Origin of the sequence: Bacillus cereus group sp. BfR-BA-01492 (genome assembly GCF_022662815.1) — a bacterium.
In the GTDB taxonomy this organism is placed as follows: Bacteria; Bacillota; Bacilli; order Bacillales; family Bacillaceae_G; genus Bacillus_A; species Bacillus_A cereus_BD.
In genome coordinates this window covers 134,002-157,320 of record NZ_JAKUEH010000002.1, presented here as the reverse complement: position 1 = coordinate 157,320, position 23,319 = coordinate 134,002, and the positions used below count along the sequence as shown (strand labels likewise).

Here is a 23,319-nt window from a genome sequence, read left to right as displayed (position 1 = left end):
ATGAGGCTTGAACTTATAAAATTTAAGTTGTGGCCGATTATAAGAGGGGCGCTTATTGCGATATGTGTTTTTTCTCTATTTGTAATATTACTTATGTTTGATGGTGAGTTTACACATTATGATGAAGTATTTAGATTCATTGATATTTTTATGAGAGGAATCTATATTATGTTTGGCGCGAGTTTAATTGCAAAATTTATTATTCAAGAGTTTCAAACGAAAACAATGACAGTTATGTTTATGTACCCAATTAATCGTAAAAAAATGATGATGGCTAAAATGTGTATTATTATGATCGTTACCTTGCTTCTTATTCTCATTTCTGAAGCGATTGTTTTTTGTCTTTTTTATATATTGAATTTATATCAACCAGTTATTACAGAATCACTCACGCTAGCAATCGTTAGTAAAAACGCCATTATGCTATTTGTACACGCAGTAGCAGCAACTGGAATTAGCTTAATTCCCATTTACTTCGGGATGAAGAACTATTCAGTACGTACAACGTTTATATCAGCAATTATCATTATGTGTCTTGTAACGTCAAGTATAAATGGTGAATATTCTTTATTTCATATTATCGCGATTCCTCTTGCGCTAGCTTGTGTAGGGTTGTTTATTGCGTATAGAGCGATAAGGAAAATTGAACAAGTAGATTTGTATAAATAAAAGAAGTTTGTCAACGTAGAAAGAGAACAATTAGTGGAGGAAACAATTATGTTAAAACTTATGAAACTAGAGTGGAGAAAACATCATTTATCTCGTTATCTTACAAGTGTTGCAATTTGTATCGTAGCCATTTTTGCTGTTGTTAGCCTTATGGCATGGGGATCTAAAGTTGAAGAGGATGTCATGTTCTCTGATTATGCTGGATTCATGTCTTTAGCAAATATTTTTATTAGAATCACATTTATCATTTTTGCAGCTGTTATGTTGTCGCGCTTAATTATTGATGAGTATAAGAATAAAACAATGCAATTATTGTTCGTGTATCCGTTACAACGAAAAACGTTGATACAAGCTAAATTGGCAATCGTTTTTGGATTTTGCTTTATAAGTACAATTATGGCTACATTTCTAATTAGTATATTGTTATTCTTTTTGAATCCAATCATGGGTTTACTTGAAGTGCCTGTTACGATAAGTGATATCATTGCTACCATTCCTGCTACCTTTATAAACGGATTTATGATAGCGGGAATCAGTTTAGTTCCTTTATATTTTGGTATGAGAAAAAAATCAACACCGACAACCATTACTTCCGCTACCATTATCGGATTTTTAGTGAATGGATCCGTTGGTGATGCAAATAGTTCCATGAGCTTATTTGATTTTATAATTGTACCAATTGTGCTTTGTATATTAGGATTTTTCATTAGTTATTTTTCGTATCGTAAAGTTGATAAAACAGATGTATCGTAAAGAAAGATATGACCACGACTAAAATGAACTGGAGAATAAAAAGTGAAGAAAATGATAGTAGCCGCTATTTTCATAATTGTAGTTGTTGGTATAGTTTTTAGTCTCAAGGAAGTAAGAGGAAAGAGTTTTGAAAAGAAAATTTCTTTTGCAGTAGATAGTGTGGAAGAAATAGAAGTAAATAATGAAAGTTGGAATGTTGAGTTTAAAAATACGGAATCCAAAAAAGTAACAATCACAGCTGAAGGGAAACAAAAAGATAAGAAGAATGCCCCTGTAGCGATTAAAAATGATGGGAAGAAAATGATAGTAAATCAACAAGATCAAAAAGGAGGATTTATTGAAGGATTCAGCTTTGGAAAGAAAGGTACTATTTATATTTCTATTCCAAAGGCTGGAGTAGATACAATTACTTTGAATAATAGTTCTGGTGATATAAAAATAAATGATATAAAGACTAAAAATGTTGTATTTTCAAATAGATCGGGAGTGCAAAAGATTGAAGGGCTATTCGCAGAAAAAGGGAAGTTTTCATCAAAAGAGGGGGAACTCAGTTTAAAAGATAGCTCAGTAGAAGAACTATCTGTATCTTCTACTATTGGTGATAACTACATTACAAATGTAACCACTTCTAAGCTGAAAGCCACTTCAATAGATGGTGAAGTATCCATTAAAGATATAAAGGAAGAAAAGTCATTATTTATAGAGACGAAGTCAGGAGATATCGTAGTGTCTTATAATAAAGCACCTACTTCATTAAAGATTACGGCTAGTAGTAATTCATCCGATATAACAGTGAATTTAGCCGGGTTTAAGAAAAAGACGAATACGGAAAAGCTAAAAGAAGGTACGATTGGTGATGCATTAAATAAAGTGGAGCTTTTAAGTAAACAAGGAACTATAAATATAAATTCATGACTTTGATTTTCTTTGATTTACTCATAAATCGATATGTATGAGAAGATCAGTGGTTTACTTTAAGTATTGTTTTGCTAGGAATAGAAGCAGTGTTCAGAATAATAAATAGAATCAGGGGGACTGATTATGGATTTGTTGATACTTAATCTAATAGGAGGGATTATAGCCCTTTTAATCGGAGGAATTTTATATTACAGACGCCCTGAGCAGAAAGTTTTTTTACTTTTAATGGCGATAGGGTAGTAGATATCATTATAACTGGAATGAGAATGCTTTTAAAATAGAAGCAGGGGTGAAGAAAATGTTGCAACTTATGAAGCTAGAAATGAAGAAATGTAAGCTTGGGTGGTATGTGAAGGGAGCGATCATCGCAAATATAGTGATGGTTGCGCTGTTGTTTTTTGTAAGCTATGTGTCACAAATTGAAGGAGATGTAGAACTAAGAAATCCTCAAATGATGCTTTCAATGGCTAGTGCAATGGTGCGAGGAACATTTATTGTCTTTGCAGGAGTATTAATTGCAAAACTAGTAATTGAAGAATATAAAAACAAAACAATATTACTTATGTTTTCTTATCCAATTAATCGAAAAAAAATCATTGCTAGTAAGTTATTAATCACGGCAACGTTAACGTTTGTAACAGTTTTCTTATCCAATATTTTTGTAATAGGTGTCTTCTTTATTTTGAATCGTTATATGCTAGTTATTCCGAATACAATAACGATAGCGGAGTTGATGCAAGAAGGGATAAAAGTGATTCCTTTTTCCATTGCAGCTGCAGGAGCAGGTTTAATTCCATTGTATTTTGGTATGCGTAAACATTCTGTTCCAACAACGGTTTTGTCTTCCTTAATTGTTGTGATGATCGCATGTCAAAGTCAACCAGAGTTCTCATTAGCAACCTTTTTGCCACTTCAATTCGCGCTTGCGGCTATTGGCATTATGATTGCTTATTATGGAATTAGAAATATTGAGAATGAAGATGCACTGTAAAGTTCCACATGAAACAAGTTACAGAAAAAGACAAGGTTCTCAATCCCTTGTCTTTTTCCGTTATTACATTTTGGGAGCTTCCATTCCTGCAGCTGCCCATTCTTCCTTTGCAGGGCCGTAAATACCAGGAACTTTCAAACCGGCTTGGCGCATAAGTACAGTCATTTGACCACGATGATGATTTTGGTGGTTGATTAAAGTCATTAAAAAGATAGAATTAGGCATTGGACGCCCAAAGAAGTCATTTATTGTAGCTAAATCTTTATCAGTCCACTGTGTTTGAATCGCTTCAACAAATGATGCATTTACTTTACGATAATTCTCCGCAATTGTTTTTGCAGAAGTTGGAACAGGATAATCCTTTGTTGCGCCTTCAAATGTTAATCCTGTACGTGATAGCATAACAGGAACTGCCGTAACAATATGCCAAGCAACTCTACCTAAAGTCCAATGGTCAGGCGTAATTTCTTGTGTTAACGATTCATCAGTTAATGCATTTAATACTTTTTGTGTAGAATCAGCCTCGTATTTCCATGTTTTTAAAAAGCCCTCAATTGTTTGAAACATGTTATCCCCCCTATGGTTATTCAAATGATAAATTCACGAGAGGAGACATTTTTCCTTCTTTTTTATTTTATCCTGTAAAAGCCCGATTGGTGAGGACCGATGAAAGATTCATTTTATGCCACATTGATGTAGTATGTTCACATATTTAGGAAGTAATGTTGAAGAAGAGCGGATTCGTTAAAAAGAAAGACAAAAGTATAAGCAAAAATAGAATTAGCTGCATCTAATAACTATTAGGATATAGGGAATAAATTGTTGTGTATAAAAGATTGGTTGTAGACCGAATCAGCTAACGTTTTATTCGGTTACTAGAGTGTATGTTAAAGATAAAAAATGAAGGAAGGAATCACCATGTCTCAATGGTACAATCATTTTCATACAAATTGTGGTTGTAATAAAACAACATATATTCATTCATGTTGTTTTAGCTGCGATGGGACGGTTCCTAAAATTGGTCCAACCGGTCCAACGGGAGCAACAGGAGTGACGGGTCCAACCGGTCCAACGGGAATAACAGGAGTGACGGGTCCAACTGGTCCAACGGGAGCAACAGGAGTGACGGGTCCAACCGGTCCAACGGGAATAGCAGGAGTGACGGGTCCAACTGGTCCAACGGGAATAGCAGGAGTAACCGGCCCAACCGGTCCGACAGGTGTTAGTGTAACGGCAACGTACGCTTTTGCCAATAATACATCTGGTGGCGTTATATCTGTTCTTCTTGGTGGAACGAATGTACCGCTTCCAAATAATCAAAATATTGGTCCAGGTATTACTGTTTCTGGCGGGAATACCGTATTTACTGTTGCAAGTGCAGGGAACTACTATATTTCATATACAATTAATATAACAGCTTCGTTATTAGTAAGTTCTCGAATTACTGTTAATGGCTCACCGCTTGCGGGAACCATTAATTCCCCACTAGTGGCAACGACTTCATTTAGCGCGACAATTATTACAACGCTTGCGGCTGGTGACGCGATTAGTTTGCAGCTATTTGGACTATTGGCTGTTGCAACTTTATCAACTAGTACCCCTGGAGCCGTTTTGACGATTATTAGATTGAGTTGACTTGACTTAGAATTAGAAAGATTAGGTAACTAGGTTCCCTCTATTGTAATGAACGAATAGGGGAACAAGTACATAAAGAAAAAGTATCGAATAGTTGCGAAAAAGTCAGAATATTATGATTGTAACGAAGTTATGGCTATAATATAATGAAAACAATCATCATGAATGGGCATTCATTTTATAGTTATGAAAATGAAAGGAGGAATAGGAATGGAAAAGCCTTGGTTACAGTATTACCCAGAGGAAATTCCACATACCATTGCTTATGATACGCAGCCTCTTCATGTATATTTAGAGCAAATGTCTTCACGATACCCAGAAAAGAAAGCGCTTCATTTTTTAGGGAAGGATATTACTTTTTCAGAATTGAATAGCAAGGTGAGGCAGTTTGCAAACTTTATTCAGAAACTGGGAGTGAAAAAAGGTGATAGAGTAGCGATTATGTTACCCAATTGCCCGCAAGCTGTCATAGGATATTATGGAACGCTACTTGCAGGGGGGATTGTTGTACAAACGAACCCTCTTTATACAGAACGGGAGCTAGAGTATCAACTACACGATTCTGGAGCGAAGGTCATTCTTTGTATGGATTTCGTATTTCCAAAGGTTGCAAGCGTTCAATCCACTACAAAACTTGAACATATCATTGTAACTCGCATTGCTGATTTCTTACCATTTCCTAAAAATCTTATCTATCCATTCATTCAAAGGAAGCAAACAAATCTCATCGTAAAAGTTGAAGAAAGCCATATGATTCACCTATGGAATGCAGTCGAAAAGGAGCGTGATACAGCGGTAGATATACTTTGTGATCCTGAAAATGATCTAGCCCTTTTACAATATACGGGGGGGACGACAGGATTTCCAAAAGGAGTTATGTTAACGCATAAAAATCTTGTATCGAACACTTTAATGGGAATTCATTGGTTATATAATTGTGTAGAAGGGGAGGAAGTTGTTCTTGGTGTGCTGCCGTTTTTCCATGTATACGGGATGACTGCTGTTATGAATTTAAGTATTATGCAAGGGTATAAAATGGTACTCATTCCAAAGTTTGATATGAAAATGGTTTTTGAAGCAATAAAGAAGCATAAAGTTACGCTATTTCCGGGCGCTCCGACCATTTATATTGCTCTTTTAAATAGTCCGCTTCTAAAAGAATATGATATATCTTCTATTCGTGCTTGTATTAGTGGTTCTGCTCCATTACCTGTAGAAGTACAGGAGAAGTTCGAAAGGATTACTGGTGGTAAATTAGTAGAAGGCTATGGACTGACAGAATCATCACCGGTTACTCATAGTAATTTTCTATGGGAAAAACGTGTGTCAGGAAGTATTGGTGTTCCGTGGCCAGATACGGATGCGCGTATTGTATCGCTTGAAACAGGAGAAATATTGCCGCCAGGTGAAATTGGTGAGATTGTGGTCAAAGGCCCTCAAATTATGCAAGGGTATTGGAAGAAACCTGAAGAGACAGCAGCAGTATTGCAAGATGGCTGGTTGCATACGGGTGATGTTGGTTATATGGATGAAGAAGGTTTTTTTTATGTGAAAGATCGTAAAAAAGATATGATAGTTGCCAGTGGTTTTAATGTGTACCCACGCGAGGTAGAAGAAGTACTATATGAACATGATAAAGTACAAGAAGTGGTTGTAATCGGAATTCCTGATCCGTATCGCGGTGAAACTGTAAAGGCTTATATTGTCTTAAAAGAAGATGAAGTTTGCTCCGAAGAAGAATTGGATCGATTTGCTCGTAAATATTTAGCTGCTTATAAGGTCCCAAAAGTATATGAGTTTCGAAGTGAATTACCAAAGACAACAGTTGGTAAGATTTTACGACGAGCTCTTATTGAAGAAGAGCAAAAAAAGAAAGAGGAGGAACAAACGGGCTAAGGCCCTTTCTTTTTGAAAATATAGGATTGACAATATTTTAAATAGTCAGTAATATTAAAATATGAATGACTACTCATTCAGTCATCTTCTTGAAGGGGACAGTAAAGTGAAAAAGAATAGACCGAAATATAATCAAATTATTGATGCTGCAGTGATTGTGATTGCAGAAAATGGGTACCATCAAGCGCAAGTTTCGAAAATTGCAAAGCAAGCTGGCGTAGCTGATGGGACAATTTATTTGTATTTTAAAAATAAAGAAGATATATTAATTTCCTTATTCCAAGAGAAGATGGGAGAATTTATCGAAACAATTCGTCAAAAAACAGCAGGAATTGAAAGCGCTGTAGAGAAGTTATTTATGTTGGTAGAAATGCACTTCTTGCTGTTATCACAAAATGATTCTCTTGCTATTGTTACGCAACTAGAGCTTAGACAATCCAATCAAGAACTACGCCTTAAAATAAATGAGGTACTAAAAGGATATTTACAAGTCATCGATGAAATTTTAGAAACAGGTATAAGACAAGGAGAATTTAGAGCGAATTTGAATGTTCGTGTAGCAAGGCAAATGATCTTTGGAACAGTAGATGAGGTTGTAACCAATTGGGTAATGAGCGATCATAAATATGATTTGGTCGCACTTTCAAAAACGGTACATGAGCTACTTGTTTTAGCTTGTGGTTATCGTCAATAATGGGAGGGATCAAGTTGAAATTCCTATCTGTAGCAGTTGAAGACCATATTGCAGTGGTGACGTTCAATCATCCGCCAGCTAATGCAATGTCTTCACAAGTTATGCATGACGTAACTGAATTAATTGATCAAGTTGAAAAAGACGACAATATTCGTGTTGTTGTTCTTCATGGGGAGGGTCGCTTCTTCTCAGCAGGGGCAGATATTAAGGAATTTACTTCTGTTGAGGAAGCAAAGCAAGCGACAGAGCTGGCACAGCTTGGACAAGTTACATTTGAGCGCGTAGAAAAGTGTTCAAAACCAGTTATTGCGGCAATTCATGGAGCGGCACTTGGCGGTGGCCTTGAGTTTGCTATGTCTTGCCATATGCGTTTTGCAACTGAAAGTGCAAAGCTTGGTTTACCTGAGCTAACACTAGGATTAATCCCTGGATTTGCAGGAACACAACGATTACCTCGTTATGTTGGAAAAGCAAAAGCTTATGAAATGATGTTAACAAGCACGCCGATTACTGGTGCACAAGCATTAGAATGGGGTCTTGTAAATGGGGTGTTCTCTGAAGAATCCTTGTTGGAGGAGACGATCAAAATTGCAAAACAAATTGCAGGGAAAAGTCCTGCGACAGTTCGCGCTGTGCTAGAATTATTGCAGACGACGAAATCATCCCAATATTATGAGGGTGTGCAACGTGAAGCGCAAATCTTCGGAGAAGTATTTACAAGCGAGGATGGAAGAGAAGGTGTAGCGGCATTTTTAGAAAAGCGCAAGCCTTCATTTAGCGGTAGGTAGTCCATTATTTTTTTAATATAAATTAACAGAATATTTAAATTGACGGAATCTTTCTTAAAAACTAAGGGGGTAAATGGAATGAACATCTATGTACTCATGAAACGAACATTTGATACAGAAGAGAAAATTGTAATTAAGAATGGTGCAATTTATGATGGCGAAGCGGAATTCATCATCAACCCTTACGATGAATATGCGATTGAAGAAGCCATTCAAGTAAGAGATACGCATGGCGGTGAAATTACAGTTGTAACAGTTGGTGGTGAAGATAGCGAAAAAGAACTTCGCACTGCGCTAGCAATGGGTTGCGACAAAGCGGTATTAATTAATATTGAAGATGATGTGGAAAATGGTGATCAATTTACAACAGCAAAAATACTTGCAGAGTATTTAAAAGATAAAGAAGCAGATTTGATTTTAGGTGGAAACGTAGCGATTGATGGTGCATCTGGACAAGTTGGTCCTCGTGTAGCGGAAGCGCTAAATATGCCATATGTAACAACAATTACAAAGCTTGAAATTGATGGTGCAAAAGTGAAGATTGAGCGCGACGTTGAGGGAGATACAGAAGTGATTGAAACATCGTTACCGCTTTTAGTAACTGCGCAGCAAGGTTTAAATGAACCTCGTTATCCATCACTGCCAGGTATTATGAAAGCGAAGAAAAAGCCGCTTGAAGACATAGAATTAGATGATTTAGATTTAGAAGAAGAAGATGTGGAGGCAAAAACAAAAACAATTGAAATCTACTTACCTCCTAAGAAAGATGCAGGTAAAGTGTTACAAGGCGAGCTGCAAGATCAAGTAAAAGAACTTGTATCATTGCTCCATACAGAAGCAAAAGTAATCTAATAAAATACGAAATTATATATGCAGGAGGGAAAATCTATGGCTCGTAAAGTATTAGTAATGGGTGAGGTTCGTGACGGATCACTACGTAACGTTTCATTTGAGGCAATCGCAGCAGCGAAAACAATTGCAGAAGGTGGAGAAGTAGTTGGCCTTCTGATTGGAGAAAGTGTAGCTAGTTTGGCAAGTGAATTGATTCATTACGGTGCAGATCGCGTTGTGACAGTTGAAAGTGATACATTAAAATCATATACATCCGATGGTTATGCGCAAGCATTTTTAGCTGTATACGATGAAGAAAAACCAGAGGGGATTGTATTTGGGCATACAGCACTTGGAAAAGACTTATCGCCAAAATTAGCCGCAAAACTAGAAGCGGGACTTGTTTCTGATGTAACTGCTTTAGAAGTTGCTGGCGGTAATGTTGTATTCACTCGTCCAATTTATTCTGGTAAAGCATTTGAGAAGAAAATCGTAACAGATGGTATTTTGTTTGCAACAGTGCGCCCAAACAATATTACGCCGCTGGAAAAAGATGAGTCGCGTACGGGCGACGTATCATCTATTACAGTCGATGTAAAAGATTTGCGTACGATTATTCAAGATGTTGTTCGTAAAACAGCAACAGGTGTCGATCTTTCGGAAGCGAAAGTAATCGTTGCCGGTGGACGCGGAGTGAAAAGTGAAGATGGTTTTAAACCGTTACAAGAATTAGCTGATGTTTTAGGAGGGGCTGTTGGAGCATCTCGTGGAGCTTGTGATGCAGAATATTGCGACTACTCATTGCAAATTGGGCAAACAGGTAAAGTTGTTACACCAGATTTATACATTGCATGTGGTATTTCCGGTGCGATTCAACATTTAGCTGGTATGTCTAACTCGAAAGTAATCGTTGCAATTAATAAAGACCCAGAAGCAAGTATTTTTAAAATAGCTGACTATGGTATTGTTGGTGACTTATTTGAAGTTGTACCACTTTTAACAGAGGAGTTTAAAAAGTTAAAAGTACATTCTTAATTTGATGCTCTTTGTGTTTCAAGTGAATGACCCCCATAGATAAGAAAAGGTGGGAGATCTCTTGTCTCTCACTTTTTTCATATGTATTCTATATTTTTGTATAGTATAAAGGTACATTTTTTTGTTACAATACATAACGATACATAATATTCGCCACGTATATAAGATAATGATATACTCTTGGTAGAATACACTTGAAGGAGGAAATAAAATGGCAATTGTAAACGCAACTGACCAAAGCTTCGCATCTGAAACAAGCGAAGGTGTTGTATTATTAGATTTTTGGGCACCATGGTGTGGACCTTGTAAAATGATCGCTCCTGTATTAGAAGAAATCGATGCAGAATTAGGCGATAAAGTAAAAGTAGTAAAAGTAGATGTTGATGAAAACCAAGAAACTGCTCGTCAATTCGAAGTAATGAGCATTCCTGCTCTTTTCGTTTTAAAAGATGGTAAAGTAGTTGATCAAACATTAGGTTACAAACCAAAAGAAGCGTTAGTAGAATTAGTTTCTAAACACTTCTAAAAAGAAAAACGTTGCCCTGTTGGCAGCGTTTTTTCTTTTTACCAAAACCATTTTTCATTCATTTGTTTTAAAAAAAGTTCGGTTATTTGAAAACCAGACCCTTCCCCTATAATAGAGTCTATGCCACAATGAGGACAAACATCTGTATTGTTGTTATCCCACCATTCCACGATTTCTATTGGATGAAAAATTTTTAAACAATAAAAACAGCCGCATATGCAATCCTTTTCTAAGTAAGTTCTATTATGAGAGGAAAAATAGTGAGCATTTATGAATTGTTTTTCCATTATCATTCTCCATCTTCTTTTTCCGATATACTCATTACTTTATATGTAAATTATTTTTGAATCCATTATGCGTCAAGGAGAAGGAAAAGTCTATCGTAATTTGCATGTAACATTATAAATAGAAGAGATTTTCCTTTTTTCTTATTTTCCGTTACAATGAAAGAACGTATGTTGGGGAGTAACAGATATGTTTCTCTTTATAAATAACAAGGATACACATGGAGAATGGAGGTATGAGAGTGCACGAACATTTAAAAGAGAAGCTAGCGATTTTACCAGACCAACCAGGTTGTTATTTAATGAAGGATAAGCAAGGAACGGTTATATATGTCGGAAAGGCGAAAGTATTAAAAAATCGTGTGCGCTCGTATTTTACCGGTTCACATGATGGGAAGACGCTTCGCCTTGTTGGAGAGATTGCTGACTTTGAATACATTGTGACTTCTTCCAATTTAGAAGCGCTTATTTTAGAATTAAATTTAATTAAAAAGTATGATCCACGCTATAATATTAAATTAAAAGATGATAAAACATATCCGTTTATTAAAATTACTGGAGAGAAGCAACCGCGTTTACTGATTACACGAAATGTGAAAAAGGATAAAGGAAAGTATTTTGGCCCTTATCCGAACTCACAGTCTGCACATGAAACGAAAAAATTACTAGATCGTATGTATCCGCTTCGGAAATGTACAAAAATGCCGGATAAAGTATGTCTATATTATCATATGGGGCAATGTTTAGCGCCTTGTGTGAACGAAGTAACGGATGAACAAAATAAAGAAATCGTTGATAAAATTACAAAATTTTTAAATGGTGGGCATAAAGAAATCCGTTCAGAATTAGAAGCGAAAATGTATGAGGCATCTGAGAAATTGGAATTTGAACGGGCGAAAGAACTGCGCGATCAAATTGCTCATATGGATGCAATTATGGAAAAGCAAAAGATGATTATGAACGATATTGTGGATCGTGATGTATTTGGATATGCAGTAGATAAAGGGTGGATGTGCGTGCAAGTCTTCTTCATTCGAAAAGGGAAGTTGATTGAGCGTGACGTTTCTATGTTTCCGATTTATGATGAACCAGAGGAAGGATTTCTAACATTTATTGGCCAATTTTATGAGCAAAACAATCATTTTAAACCGAAAGAAATCGCCGTTCCAGGAAGTATTGATCCTGAATTAGTAGAGCGTTTTTTAGAAGTGGATGTAACGCAGCCAAAGCGCGGGAAGAAAAAAGAACTTGTTGAACTGGCAAATAAAAATGCGAAAATTGCTTTAGAAGAGAAATTTTATTTAATTGAACGTGATGAAGAGCGTACAGTAAAAGCAATTGAAAATTTAGGAGAACAGTTAGGAATTGACACACCATATCGGATTGAAGCGTTTGATAACTCAAATATTCAAGGAGCCAATCCTGTATCGGCAATGATTGTATTTATAGATGGAAAGTCTGCGAAAAAGGAATATCGTAAATATAAAATCAAAACGGTTCAAGGCCCTGATGATTATGAATCGATGCGGGAAGTTGTGCGTCGCCGCTATACAAGAGCATTAAAAGAAGGATTACCGCTTCCTGATTTAATTGTAATTGATGGCGGGAAAGGGCATCTTGCGGCGGCAAGTGATGTTTTAGAAAATGAGCTTGGATTATATATTCCGATGGCTGGACTTGTGAAAGATGAGAAGCACCGAACATCTCATTTAATCATCGGTGATCCACCAGAGCCTGTTATGCTAGAAAGAAATAGCCAAGAGTTTTATTTATTACAACGAATTCAAGATGAGGTACATCGATTTGCGATTACATTCCATCGGCAGCTGCATGGAAAGTCAGTTATTCAATCTGCTTTAGATGGAATTCCAGGAGTGGGAGAAAAGAGAAAGAAAGTATTGTTAAAGCATTTTGGTTCCTTGAAAAAAATGAAGGAAGCTTCTGTAGGGGAATTTATCGAGGTAGGAATACCGCAACATGTAGCGGAAACCATTTATTCTTATTTAACGAACAACAAGACATTGTAGTTTACAATGTCTTCTGTTTTTTGTTATAATTTCAGAAGATTTGAAATAATATTATGTGAATGAATGTACAAAATGTAAAACAGTCAACTAAACATATGTGTCTAGTTGACTGCTAGTAGAGAGATTATATTTCAATGATGTCTTTTACATCCCATTTTACAAGGAATGTGATAGAATCCGAACGCTTCTTTTGCTCTTCATAGGATTCTGCAACAACATTTCGTTGCTTTTGAATTTGTTCAGCAATAAAGCCAGCTTCTAATTGATAAGAAGAATGGCGTTTTTGTTTTTCACGTTCTATGATAAGTGGGCCAGTTAGCTGAAAATGCATTTCTCGTCGTTTATGCTCGATGATACTTAAAGTACCCCAGCCAGCTTTTTCAAAAAAATGAATCACTTCTTCAATTGTTTCTAGTGGGTATTTTCTAGCTAAGTTTCTACCAGCCCAATATAAAATTTCATTTAATTCTTTACCGATTAAATCAGGCAATAATTCCTCACGAAGTAACTCATAAGCGAACGCGTTCAAAGAAATATCCTGTAAAGATTCTATATCGACTTTATTTTTGCTCACAATATTCCCCTCTTTCTATAGGGATTATTATATAACATTTCTCGTTTATAAAAACAGCACTTTCTACGGGAAAATATGAATATATAGGAAGAAAAAAAGAATTGGCAAATTATATGCAAATTATGTATACGTTTTCTTGACGCTTCGACAAAAATAGGAGTAAAATGAACTTGGTATCAAATTATGCTGAAATATTTCGAATAATTTTTTCAGTTTTTCTTATAGCAATAGTGAAAAAACATTATTGTTATAAACTATTCTGAAAGCAGCAGTCAAACATTCAAGGGGGGTAATGGGGACATGAAAGGCCGCGAGTATACGTTTCGTAAGTGGCACTCATTAATGGGAGTCATCCCGGTTGGTGTCTTTTTGACGCAACACTTAGTAGTAAATAATTTTGCAACAAGAGGAGCAGAGGCTTTTAACAAAGCTGCCCATTTTATGGAGCTCCTTCCATTCCGGTATGCGCTAGAGATTTTTGTCATCTTTTTACCGATACTGTACCATGCGATATATGGATTATATATTGCCTTTACAGCTAAGAATAATGCAATATCATACAGCTATTTCCGCAACTGGATGTTTGTTTTCCAAAGAATCTCAGGTGTTATCACTCTTATCTTTATCTCCTGGCATGTTTGGGAAACTCGTATTCAAGCTGCGATGGGACAGCAAGTGAACTATGATATGATGGCGAATATTTTAGGCAATCCTGTTATGTTTGGTTTCTATTTAGTTGGAGTTGTATCAACAATTTTCCACTTTGCAAATGGACTATGGACATTCTGCATTAGCTGGGGAATTACAGTATCACCACGTTCGCAACGTATCTCTACTTATATAACTTTGGCAATTTTCTTAGGTTTATCTTATGTAGGTGTGAGTGCATTATTAGCGTTTGTTGATCCGCAGCTAGCAAATCAGTAAGGAGTGGGAGAGCATGAAAGGGAAACTTATAGTAGTCGGCGGTGGCTTGGCTGGCTTAATGGCAACGATTAAAGCGGCAGAAGCAGGAGTAAACGTGGAACTGTTTTCTTTAGTACCAGTAAAACGTTCGCATTCTGTATGTGCCCAAGGTGGTATTAACGGTGCCGTAAATACGAAAGGTGAAGGGGATTCTCCATGGATCCACTTTGACGATACAATTTATGGTGGGGACTTTTTAGCGAATCAACCACCAGTTAAAGCAATGTGTGAAGCAGCACCTGGTATTATTCATTTAATGGATCGTATGGGTGTTATGTTCAACCGTACAGAAGAGGGTCTTCTTGATTTCCGTCGTTTCGGTGGAACGCAACATCATCGTACAGCATTCGCTGGTGCAACGACTGGACAACAGTTATTGTACGCATTAGATGAACAAGTGCGTCGTCATGAAGTAGCAGGACTTGTAACGAAATATGAAGGTTGGGATTTCTTACGAGCTGTTATGGATGATGAAGGTGTATGCCGAGGAATCGTTGCACAAGATTTACAATCTATGGAGATTAAAAGTTTCCGAGCTGATGCCGTGATTATGGCAACAGGGGGTCCTGGTATCATCTTCGGAAAATCTACAAACTCTATTATTAATACAGGTACAGCAGCATCAGCTATCTATCAACAAGGTGCATATTATGCAAATGGTGAGTTCATTCAAATTCATCCAACAGCAATTCCTGGTGATGACAAATTACGCTTAATGAGTGAATCCGCACGTGGTGAAGGTGGTCGTGTTTGGACATATAAAGATGGTAAACCATGGTACTTCTTAGAAGAGAAATATCCTGCATATGGAAACCTTGTACCTCGTGATATCGCAACACGTGAAATCTTTGACGTATGTGTGGAGCAAAAACTAGGTATTAATGGTGAAAATATGGTATATCTAGACCTTTCTCATAAAGATCCGAAAGAACTAGATATTAAACTTGGTGGAATCATTGAAATCTATGAGAAATTTACAGGTGATGACCCTCGTAAACTACCGATGAAAATCTTCCCAGCTGTTCATTACTCAATGGGTGGATTATGGGTAGATTATAAGCAAATGACGAATATTCCAGGGTTGTTTGCAGCAGGTGAGTGTGATTATTCTATGCACGGTGCAAACCGACTCGGAGCAAACTCTTTACTATCTGCAATTTACGGTGGTATGGTAGCCGGTCCAAGTGCAATTGAATATATAAAAGGTCTATCAAAAGCATCGGATACTGTTTCATCAGCTGTCTATGAACAAAATGAATTAATCGAAACAGAGAAATTTAACAATATTTTATCATTAGATGGTAATGAAAATGCTTATATTCTTCATAAAGAACTTGGAGAATGGATGACGGATAATGTAACGGTAGTTCGTGAAAATAAAAAACTACTAGAAACAGATGATAAAATTCAAGAGTTAATGGAGCGTTATAAACGCATTAATATTAACGATACAGCGAAATGGAGTAACCAAGGGGCTTCATTTACACGTCAACTTGCAAATATGCTTCAGTTAGCACGTGTTATTACAATTGGGGCATATAACCGTAACGAAAGTCGTGGAGCACATTATAAACCAGAATTCCCAGAGCGGGATGACGCGAACTTCTTGAAAACAACAATGGCGAAATTTGATGGCGAAGGAAATGCACCAGCATTCCATTATGAAGATGTTGATATTTCATTAATCAAACCGCGTAAGCGTGATTACACTTCAAAACACGAAGTAGCTTCTAAGGGTGAAGAGAAGGGGGATAAACAACATGCCTGAGAAAACAATCCGCCTCATCATTACACGACAAGACGGACCGAATTCACAGCCATATGATCAAGAATTTGAAATTCCATATCGTCCTAATATGAACATTATTTCAGCGCTTATGGAAATTCGTCGTAACCCAGTTGATGCAAAAGGAAATCATACAACTCCAGTTGCATGGGACATGAACTGTTTAGAAGAAGTGTGCGGTGCTTGTTCTATGGTGATTAATGGTAGACCACGCCAATCATGTACAGCTCTTATTGATAAATTAGAGCAACCAGTTCGCTTACAACCGATGAAAACATTCCCTGTTGTACGTGATTTACAAGTTGATCGTAGTCGCATGTTTAATGCATTAAAACGGGTAAAAGCTTGGATTCCAATTGATGGTACATATGATTTGGGAGCGGGACCAAGAATGCCAGAGAAAAAACGCCAATGGGCATACGAACTTTCAAAATGTATGACTTGTGGAGTTTGCTTAGAATCATGTCCGAATGTAAATAGTAAATCTGATTTTATCGGACCTGCACCATTGTCACAAGCGCGTTTGTTCAATGCACATCCAACCGGTGAAATGCATAAGGCAGATCGCTTACGTGCCATTATGGGTGATGGTGGACTTGCTAACTGTGGTAACTCGCAAAACTGCGTACAGTCATGTCCGAAAGGAATTCCATTGACAACATCTATTGCAGCTTTAAACCGTGATACAACAATTCAATCATTTAAGGATTTCTTTGGTAGCGATAATAACTATTAATAAATATTGCCTCTTCGATTTGAAGAGGCAATATTTATATAGATGCTTTTTTAAACTGACTTTTAAATTTTCTGTTTATTCAAAAAGGAGAGTTGATTATGAAGCAAATTTCGTATATCGAAGATTTTGAGAAATGGGAATGTGGTTTTTCATTTTATATTCCTGTAAAAGTTCGTTTTGGTGAAACCGATATGTTTGGTCATATGAATAACAGTGTAGCTTTTACGTATTTTGAAGAAGCGCGGATTGAATTTTTTAAAGAGCTTGGTTTTATGCAAGAGTGGACGCATGAGTCATCTGAAACAATGATTGTAGTTGCGGATCTTCAGTGTAATTTTTTAAAGCAAATTTTCTTTGATGAACGCTTAAAAGTATATGTGAAAGCTGGAGCAGTGGGAAATTCATCATTAGACTTACACTATATGGTGAAAAATGAGTCTGGCGAAATTTGTTTAGTGGGCCGCGGAGCAATGGTACAAGTGTCTAAGAAAACAGGAAAAGGAGAATCATGGTTTAAGGAATGGAAGCAAAAATTATTACAAAAATAAAGAGAGCGGAATCGCTCTCTTTATTTTTTATCATCCATTGCTTCTTCTAATGTTAAGTGGTGTTTATATAAGTATGTAGCATATGGATTTCCAACATAGCGTAGATGCCATGGCTCATATGCGTATCCGGTTATATCTGTTTTATCTTCTAAGTATCGAATGACAAAGCCAAACTCATGAGCATGTGCTGCAACCCATTTCCCTTCTTTTGTATCTCCGAAAATAGGTTCTAATTGGTATTTTGCTGATTTAGAACTAATATCCATTGCAAGCCCAGTCTGATGTTCGCTTGTTCCAGGAATTGCGCTAACAGAGTCAGCTTCAGCTTTTCCTTGGCGTCTAATATATGTGTTATGTAAAGATTGTTGTCGTTTATAAGAGCGATATCCCGAAACGGCTATTAGCTCTAATCCCTCTTCTTTTGCAGCTTGGAACATGTTCTCAAGGGCGATGGCAGCATTTTTGCGAAGTAATGTTTTTTCTTTATCTTTAGGAGAGGTAAAGGAAACATTTGGTTTTGTTAAATCCTTCGGTATATGGCCATCTGGCAATTTGCGATGCTTATTTACTAAGACAAGTGGTGAATCTGGGTTTGTAACGAGAGAAACATTATCATCTATTTTTTGAGCTGTATGAGCTGCTTTTGGAAAGGAAGGAATTTCTGTTTTTGAATGTTTCACATGCTTTTGATCTTCGACAGCTTTCACTTCATTTCGCGTTAATGAGTGAGAGCTGAAATAAGCGAAGGATGTGATACCGATTATAGCGGTAGCGGTAGAAATAAAAACTATTTTTTTCATAAAAGTGCTTATTCTCAGTCCTTTCTTAATAAAGTTATATTGTTTTTATTATAAATCTAGTTTGTGGAAAAAGAAATATAAGAGTCGTAACGTAATAGAATTGCAAAGAAAATGTCAGAAAATGTGTGAATATGTAGTTTTTTTTAGAATAATATTTCTAAAATCTTTCATGAAATCAATTTTTTATGTAATATATATACATAAGAAGATGTAACGATTATCGAGAGTGGATGACTTCTTGGATAAGCTAGGAGTGAATGGAAATGGATTTTGCAACATTTATTGGAATTATATTAGGTTTGGTTGCAGTAATAGTAGGGATGTTCTTTAAGGGAGCTGAAGTAACAGCTTTATTAAACCCTGCTGCAGCAATTATTATTTTTGTTGGAACAATAGCAGCAGTATGTATTGCGTTTCCAATGAATCAATTGAAAAGAGTTCCGAAGTTATTTAAGGTTCTTTTTGGTTCAAATAAAAAAGATTTAAGTTATGAACAATTGTTGGAGTCATTCGTTCAATGGACATCCGAAAGTCGAAAGTACGGTATTTTATCTTTAGAACAACAATTAGAAGGCATTCAAGATGAATTTCTATTACGTGGTATGAAATTTGTTATTGATGGTGTGTCGGCTGAAGATTTAGAGCGAATTTTAGAAGCTGAATTGGAAGCAATGGAGGAACGTCATGCAAAAGGTGCGGCTATATTTTCGCAAGCTGGTACATATGCACCGACGCTTGGGGTTTTAGGGGCTGTAATTGGCCTTGTAGCTGCTCTAGGTAATTTAACCGATATTGAGAAACTAGGGCATGCGATTTCAGGGGCATTTATCGCAACCATTTTTGGTATTTTCTCAGGGTATGTATTATGGCATCCATTTGCCAATAAGTTAAAGCAAAAATCTGCAGCAGAATTAGAAAAGAAACGATTAATTATCGATTGTTTATTAATGTTACAAGAAGGTACATATCCATTTATTATGAAAAATCGTATTTTAGGCGCACTTTCTGCTTCTGAGCGTAAAAAGCTAGAAAAAGGAGCGGAAAAAAATGAGGAGTAAAAAGAGTAGAAAAGGGAAAAAGAAAAAACATGAGGAACATATTGATGAAACATGGCTTATTCCATATTCTGATATGTTAACATTGTTATTTGCTCTTTTTATTGTTTTATTTGCTATGAGTAGTCTTGATGCAGCGAAATTTAAACAGATGGCCCTTTCTTTCCGAAGTGAACTAGCAGGTGGAACCGGGAATAAAGAATTTTTAAGTGACCAGAAACCAAAAAAGAAAGAAGAGTTATCAGCAGACAGTTTGGAATCTGAAAATATCAAAAAACAAGCAGAAGCAGAAGCAAAAGCAGAAGCAGAAGTAAAACAACGGGAAATGAACGAATTAAAAGCTGTACAAAAAAGTATTGATCAATATATTGGAGAAAAACAATTATCATCTTCTTTTAAAACAAAGCTAACGGAACAAGGTTTGATGATAACGATATTAGAGAATGTATTATTTGATTCGGGCAAAGCGGATGTGAAACCAGAATCGTTAAATATTGCGAACGAGATGTCTAATTTGTTACTTTCAGCTGCTCCGCGTGAAATTACGGTATCAGGTCATACAGATAATGTACCTATAACCAACTCTCAATTTTCATCAAACTGGGAATTAAGTACACAGCGAGCTGTAAATTTTATGCAAGTGTTGCTTCAAAATAAACAGTTAGATCCAGCGAAATTTAGTGCAACTGGATATGGGGAATATCGTCCGGCCACTTCAAACGATACATCGGAAGGGAAAGCAAAGAATCGACGTGTAGAAGTGTTTATCTTACCTTTACAAGGAACGATAAAGTAGGAGAATGTCTTCAGCTTGCAATATGGTAGATAAAAGAAAAGGATGGTGAAAGCCATCCTTTTCTTATTTTTCATCAAATGATTGTAAGCTGTTTCGACGAATTTTATCTTTCTCTGTATTGGATTTTTTGAAGTTGCAAATAAGTGATTTTATATTATATAGCAAAATTTAATATTTATCGTAATTTTTATATATAGTATTATATATTTGTGTGATTATAATTGATAATAGGTAGTTTTCGATTTGCAATTTTAAATGAATGATGGATAAATTAAGTATATGAGAATAAAATATCATGATAGAGAAGGGGAGGAGTTATCATTTGAGTTTACAAATACAAAAGTTAACAAAAATATTTGGCGAATCAAAAGCAGTTAATCAATTACATATTTCATTACCGAAGGGAGAAGTATTAGGACTACTTGGCCGAAACGGTGCAGGAAAAACAACGACGATCAAAATGCTTCTCGGTTTATTAACGCCGAATGAAGGGTCCATTACATGGGATGGGAAAGCTATTTCTGAAAGTGGTGTAACGATTGGGTATCTTCCGGAAGAAAGAGGATTGTATACAAAAAGTAGAGTAGTAGATCAACTTCGCTATTTTGGTAGATTAGAAGGAATGACGAAAAAAGAAGTAGACCGCGCGATTGATTGCTGGTTAGAAAAACTCGCCATTCCGGAATATAAATATAAAATGGCAGGAGAGCTTTCAAAAGGAAATCAACAAAAAATACAATTAATTGCTGCGCTTCTTCACAATCCAGAGCTTCTTATTTTAGATGAGCCATTTAGCGGGCTCGATCCAGTTAATGCTGGAATGCTCGCAAATATAATTGAAGAGCAAATACAAAAGGGAAAAACAATTATTTTATCAAGCCATCGTATGGAACAAGTGGAAGCGTTTTGTCAACACGTCTGTATTTTAAAGAAAGGAGAAGCGGTTGTAGAAGGGAAACTAAGCGACATAAAAAAAGAATACGGTTTTCGTAACTTAACAATTGAAGATGTGATAGAAAATGAACAGGCATTGCAAGCCTTACATATTTCGTACGAAAAAGAACAAGGACTGCTCTATGTAAAGGTTCATGATGATGCAGAAGCCTTAATGATTTTGCAGAAGTTACAAGGACAAGGTGTGAGCTTAAGGCAGTTTAAAATGCTTGAACCGACATTAAATGAAATATTTGTAGAAAGGGCGAAATAGTGATGCGTAAATTTTCTCATGTATTCTCATTTTATTTTAGGGAATCATTTCTTTCTAAAAAGACATTAATTACGAGCGGTATTTTATTTTTACTTATATTTGGTGTCTTTGCTTTTAATCACTTTACATCTGGTGGAGATGAAAGTAAGGATAAAGATAAGATTGCAATTGTAGTAGAAACTTCTACTTATAAAGTACAAGAAGATGAATTGAATAAATTGTTACCAGATGCGAAGGCGAAATTGGGTACGAAAGAAGAGTATGATAAGTTACATAAGCAAGTTGAAGAAGGCGATTTAGATGGATTGTTTCATATAACAGAAAAGAATGGAATTCCAGAAGTGAAATATATATATAGTGGATTTCCGAAAGAAGCAGAATCTGCGGTTATAACAAAGTATTTAAAACAACAATATACACAAATAACGATTACTACGAATAATATTTCACCGGATGTAGCACAGAAATTACAGGTGGAAATTCCACTAAAAGAAGAAGCGATAAAAGATCGTGCGAGCATATTTGGTATCGGGTATTTCTTTACATTTATACTATACATGTTTATTCTCATGTATGGGAATGCGATTGGAACGAGTATTGCATCCGAAAAGGCTTCTCGCGTTATGGAAGTTATGATTCCGAAAGTAAAACCAATCATATTGATGTATGCAAAAGTTATAGCAACAATTGCAACGGCCTTATCCCAGCTATTAATTGCAGCTTGTGGATTTTTCATTCCATATGCAATTGGTTGGGTTGATTTTGACAATTCCGGGATGTTCGGACTGTTTCTGAATTTTGAGGCGTTAAATTCATTTGTCATTAGTATGTTCTTAATCTACTTTGTGACAGGATATTTATTGTATGCAATGCTATATGCAGCTATGGGAGCAGTTGTATCTAAAACGGAAGATTTGCAAACTGTTGCAACGCCAATTATATTTTTAGCAATGGGTGCACTTTTCATTAGTATTAAAGCATTGACAGATCCAAATAGTACACTTGTTGTAATTAGTTCTTATATCCCATTCTTTACGCCGATGGTTACATTCTCGCGTATTGTTGCTGGTGAGGCAGGGGCTATAGAGATTAGTGCTACATTAGCGACTTTAGTCGTAACGATTGTAATCATTAACTGGATTGCAAGTCGCATTTATGTCAACGGTGTTATGAACTACTCTGATAAAGTGAAATTTAAAGATTTAGCTAAGTTTATGAAGCGTCAATAAGGATAAAAGCATGATTTTCTAAGGAGAATCATGCTTTTTCTTTATGTATAAAGAAGAAATGGTATATAATAGTATGTATGTTTTTTGATAGAATGAACGTAAAGGAGGGTGTGCAGATGGGAATTAGTAGCCGTTTTACAGTAGGTGTTCATATGTTAACGTTACTTGCGATCGATCGAAACTCTCGCTGTACCTCTGAATGGATTGCTGGTAGTGTAAATACAAATCCAGTTGTGATCCGCCGAATTACAGGAATGCTGAAAAGAGCAGGTCTTGTTGATGTTCAAGCTGGAAAAGGTGGTACATCACTTGCTCGGGATTTAGATGAAATTACATTACTTGATGTATATAAAGCGGTGGAAGTAGTAGAAGAAGGACATTTATTTTCCTTCCATGAAAATCCAAATGTCGAATGTCCAGTCGGAGCAAATATTCAATCGGTATTAGAAATTATTTTAATACAAGCACAAGAAGCAATGGAACATGTACTTGCGAATGTAACAGTACAGCAGCTTGTGACAAGCTTACAATCGAAAATGCAAAAATAAACAAGCGAGCCTTTTCATATAAGGCTC

General features: G+C 36.1%; 25 protein-coding genes. 21 read left to right on the top strand and 4 right to left on the bottom strand.

The window, feature by feature from the left end:
* The 4 genes from MR063_RS03955 (at position 1) to MR063_RS03940 (ending at position 3,331) form a co-directional block, all read left to right on the top strand.
* Complete coding sequence (locus MR063_RS03955; RefSeq protein WP_242193514.1) at positions 1 to 669, top strand: ABC transporter permease; 669 nt, start codon at positions 1 to 3, stop codon at positions 667 to 669.
* Positions 670 to 717: 48 nt separating this feature from the next.
* On the top strand, positions 718 to 1,422 hold the full coding sequence (locus tag MR063_RS03950) for an ABC transporter permease (protein WP_242193513.1): 705 nt from the start codon (positions 718 to 720) through the stop codon (positions 1,420 to 1,422).
* A gap of 42 nt (positions 1,423 to 1,464) precedes the next feature.
* Positions 1,465 to 2,337, top strand: a complete 873-nt coding sequence (locus MR063_RS03945) for a DUF4097 family beta strand repeat-containing protein (protein WP_242193511.1) — start codon at positions 1,465 to 1,467, stop codon at positions 2,335 to 2,337.
* 301 nt (positions 2,338 to 2,638) lie between these two features.
* Positions 2,639 to 3,331, top strand: a complete 693-nt coding sequence (locus MR063_RS03940; RefSeq protein WP_242193510.1) for an ABC transporter permease — start codon at positions 2,639 to 2,641, stop codon at positions 3,329 to 3,331.
* Positions 3,332 to 3,394: 63 nt separating this feature from the next.
* On the opposite strand, the gene MR063_RS03935 is transcribed toward MR063_RS03940, so the two are convergent.
* Positions 3,395 to 3,898, bottom strand: coding sequence for a DinB family protein (locus MR063_RS03935; protein WP_242193508.1), 504 nt, complete (start codon positions 3,896 to 3,898; stop codon positions 3,395 to 3,397).
* Positions 3,899 to 4,249: 351 nt separating this feature from the next.
* On the opposite strand from MR063_RS03935, the gene MR063_RS03930 reads away from it, so the two are divergent.
* The 7 genes from MR063_RS03930 (at position 4,250) to trxA (ending at position 10,736) form a co-directional block, all read left to right on the top strand.
* Positions 4,250 to 4,966: a BclA C-terminal domain-containing protein gene (locus tag MR063_RS03930; protein WP_242193502.1), complete on the top strand. Its 717-nt coding sequence runs from the start codon at positions 4,250 to 4,252 to the stop codon at positions 4,964 to 4,966.
* Between the two features lie 210 nt (positions 4,967 to 5,176).
* Positions 5,177 to 6,862, top strand: coding sequence for a long-chain-fatty-acid--CoA ligase (locus tag MR063_RS03925; RefSeq protein WP_242193500.1), 1,686 nt, complete (start codon positions 5,177 to 5,179; stop codon positions 6,860 to 6,862).
* A gap of 106 nt (positions 6,863 to 6,968) precedes the next feature.
* Positions 6,969 to 7,556, top strand: coding sequence for a TetR/AcrR family transcriptional regulator (locus tag MR063_RS03920; protein WP_472927017.1), 588 nt, complete (start codon positions 6,969 to 6,971; stop codon positions 7,554 to 7,556).
* Positions 7,556 to 8,344: an enoyl-CoA hydratase gene (locus MR063_RS03915; RefSeq protein WP_242193499.1), complete on the top strand. Its 789-nt coding sequence runs from the start codon at positions 7,556 to 7,558 to the stop codon at positions 8,342 to 8,344. Before MR063_RS03920 ends, MR063_RS03915 begins: the two co-directional genes overlap by 1 nt.
* Positions 8,345 to 8,422: 78 nt before the next feature.
* Positions 8,423 to 9,196, top strand: coding sequence for an electron transfer flavoprotein subunit beta/FixA family protein (gene etfB, locus MR063_RS03910; protein WP_242193497.1), 774 nt, complete (start codon positions 8,423 to 8,425; stop codon positions 9,194 to 9,196).
* Positions 9,197 to 9,232: 36 nt separating this feature from the next.
* Positions 9,233 to 10,210, top strand: a complete 978-nt coding sequence (gene etfA, locus MR063_RS03905) for an electron transfer flavoprotein subunit alpha (protein WP_242193494.1) — start codon at positions 9,233 to 9,235, stop codon at positions 10,208 to 10,210.
* Positions 10,211 to 10,421: 211 nt separating this feature from the next.
* Positions 10,422 to 10,736, top strand: a complete 315-nt coding sequence (gene trxA, locus MR063_RS03900; RefSeq protein WP_242145657.1) for a thioredoxin — start codon at positions 10,422 to 10,424, stop codon at positions 10,734 to 10,736.
* Between the two features lie 38 nt (positions 10,737 to 10,774).
* Here the strand turns inward: trxA and MR063_RS03895 are convergent, their stop codons facing one another.
* On the bottom strand, positions 10,775 to 11,023 hold the full coding sequence (locus tag MR063_RS03895; protein WP_242193491.1) for a cytoplasmic protein: 249 nt from the start codon (positions 11,021 to 11,023) through the stop codon (positions 10,775 to 10,777).
* A 239-nt stretch (positions 11,024 to 11,262) separates the two neighbouring features.
* On the opposite strand from MR063_RS03895, the gene uvrC reads away from it, so the two are divergent.
* A complete protein-coding gene (gene uvrC / locus MR063_RS03890) occupies positions 11,263 to 13,047 on the top strand; it encodes an excinuclease ABC subunit UvrC (RefSeq protein WP_242193489.1) in 1,785 nt (594 codons plus the stop codon).
* 124 nt (positions 13,048 to 13,171) lie between these two features.
* On the opposite strand, the gene MR063_RS03885 is transcribed toward uvrC, so the two are convergent.
* On the bottom strand, positions 13,172 to 13,621 hold the full coding sequence (locus tag MR063_RS03885; RefSeq protein ID WP_242193488.1) for a YslB family protein: 450 nt from the start codon (positions 13,619 to 13,621) through the stop codon (positions 13,172 to 13,174).
* Between the two features lie 300 nt (positions 13,622 to 13,921).
* Here MR063_RS03885 and MR063_RS03880 point away from each other — a divergent pair, with 300 nt between their 5' ends.
* The 4 genes from MR063_RS03880 to MR063_RS03865 all read left to right on the top strand — a co-directional run bounded on the left by MR063_RS03880 (position 13,922) and on the right by MR063_RS03865 (position 17,657).
* Complete coding sequence (locus tag MR063_RS03880) at positions 13,922 to 14,548, top strand: succinate dehydrogenase cytochrome b558 subunit (protein WP_242145653.1); 627 nt, start codon at positions 13,922 to 13,924, stop codon at positions 14,546 to 14,548.
* Positions 14,549 to 14,561: 13 nt separating this feature from the next.
* Positions 14,562 to 16,355 (top strand): succinate dehydrogenase flavoprotein subunit, encoded by a 1,794-nt coding sequence (gene sdhA, locus MR063_RS03875; RefSeq protein WP_242145652.1) that lies wholly within the window; start codon positions 14,562 to 14,564, stop codon positions 16,353 to 16,355.
* Positions 16,348 to 17,109, top strand: coding sequence for a succinate dehydrogenase iron-sulfur subunit (gene sdhB / locus MR063_RS03870; RefSeq protein ID WP_242145651.1), 762 nt, complete (start codon positions 16,348 to 16,350; stop codon positions 17,107 to 17,109). Before sdhA ends, sdhB begins: the two co-directional genes overlap by 8 nt.
* Before the next feature lie 98 nt (positions 17,110 to 17,207).
* On the top strand, positions 17,208 to 17,657 hold the full coding sequence (locus tag MR063_RS03865) for an acyl-CoA thioesterase (protein ID WP_242145650.1): 450 nt from the start codon (positions 17,208 to 17,210) through the stop codon (positions 17,655 to 17,657).
* 20 nt (positions 17,658 to 17,677) lie between these two features.
* Here the strand turns inward: MR063_RS03865 and MR063_RS03860 are convergent, their stop codons facing one another.
* Positions 17,678 to 18,457 carry a M15 family metallopeptidase gene (locus MR063_RS03860; RefSeq protein ID WP_242193487.1) on the bottom strand — a complete coding sequence of 260 codons (780 nt, stop codon included), beginning with the start codon at positions 18,455 to 18,457 and terminating at the stop codon, positions 17,678 to 17,680.
* Between the two features lie 263 nt (positions 18,458 to 18,720).
* On the opposite strand from MR063_RS03860, the gene motA reads away from it, so the two are divergent.
* The 5 genes from motA (at position 18,721) to MR063_RS03835 (ending at position 23,292) form a co-directional block, all read left to right on the top strand.
* A complete protein-coding gene (motA, locus tag MR063_RS03855; protein WP_242193486.1) occupies positions 18,721 to 19,515 on the top strand; it encodes a flagellar motor stator protein MotA in 795 nt (264 codons plus the stop codon).
* On the top strand, positions 19,505 to 20,308 hold the full coding sequence (gene motB / locus MR063_RS03850) for a flagellar motor protein MotB (protein ID WP_242193484.1): 804 nt from the start codon (positions 19,505 to 19,507) through the stop codon (positions 20,306 to 20,308). The genes motA and motB overlap by 11 nt, the downstream gene beginning before the upstream one ends.
* A gap of 322 nt (positions 20,309 to 20,630) precedes the next feature.
* Entirely contained in the window at positions 20,631 to 21,515 is an 885-nt protein-coding gene (locus MR063_RS03845; protein WP_242193483.1) for an ABC transporter ATP-binding protein, read from the top strand.
* Positions 21,516 to 21,517: 2 nt separating this feature from the next.
* The gene (locus MR063_RS03840; protein ID WP_242193480.1) at positions 21,518 to 22,744 is read left to right on the top strand and encodes an ABC transporter permease; all 1,227 of its coding nucleotides are present in this window, start codon (positions 21,518 to 21,520) and stop codon (positions 22,742 to 22,744) included.
* Between the two features lie 116 nt (positions 22,745 to 22,860).
* Positions 22,861 to 23,292 (top strand): Rrf2 family transcriptional regulator, encoded by a 432-nt coding sequence (locus MR063_RS03835; protein WP_242193479.1) that lies wholly within the window; start codon positions 22,861 to 22,863, stop codon positions 23,290 to 23,292.
* The last annotated feature ends 27 nt before the right edge of the window (positions 23,293 to 23,319 follow it).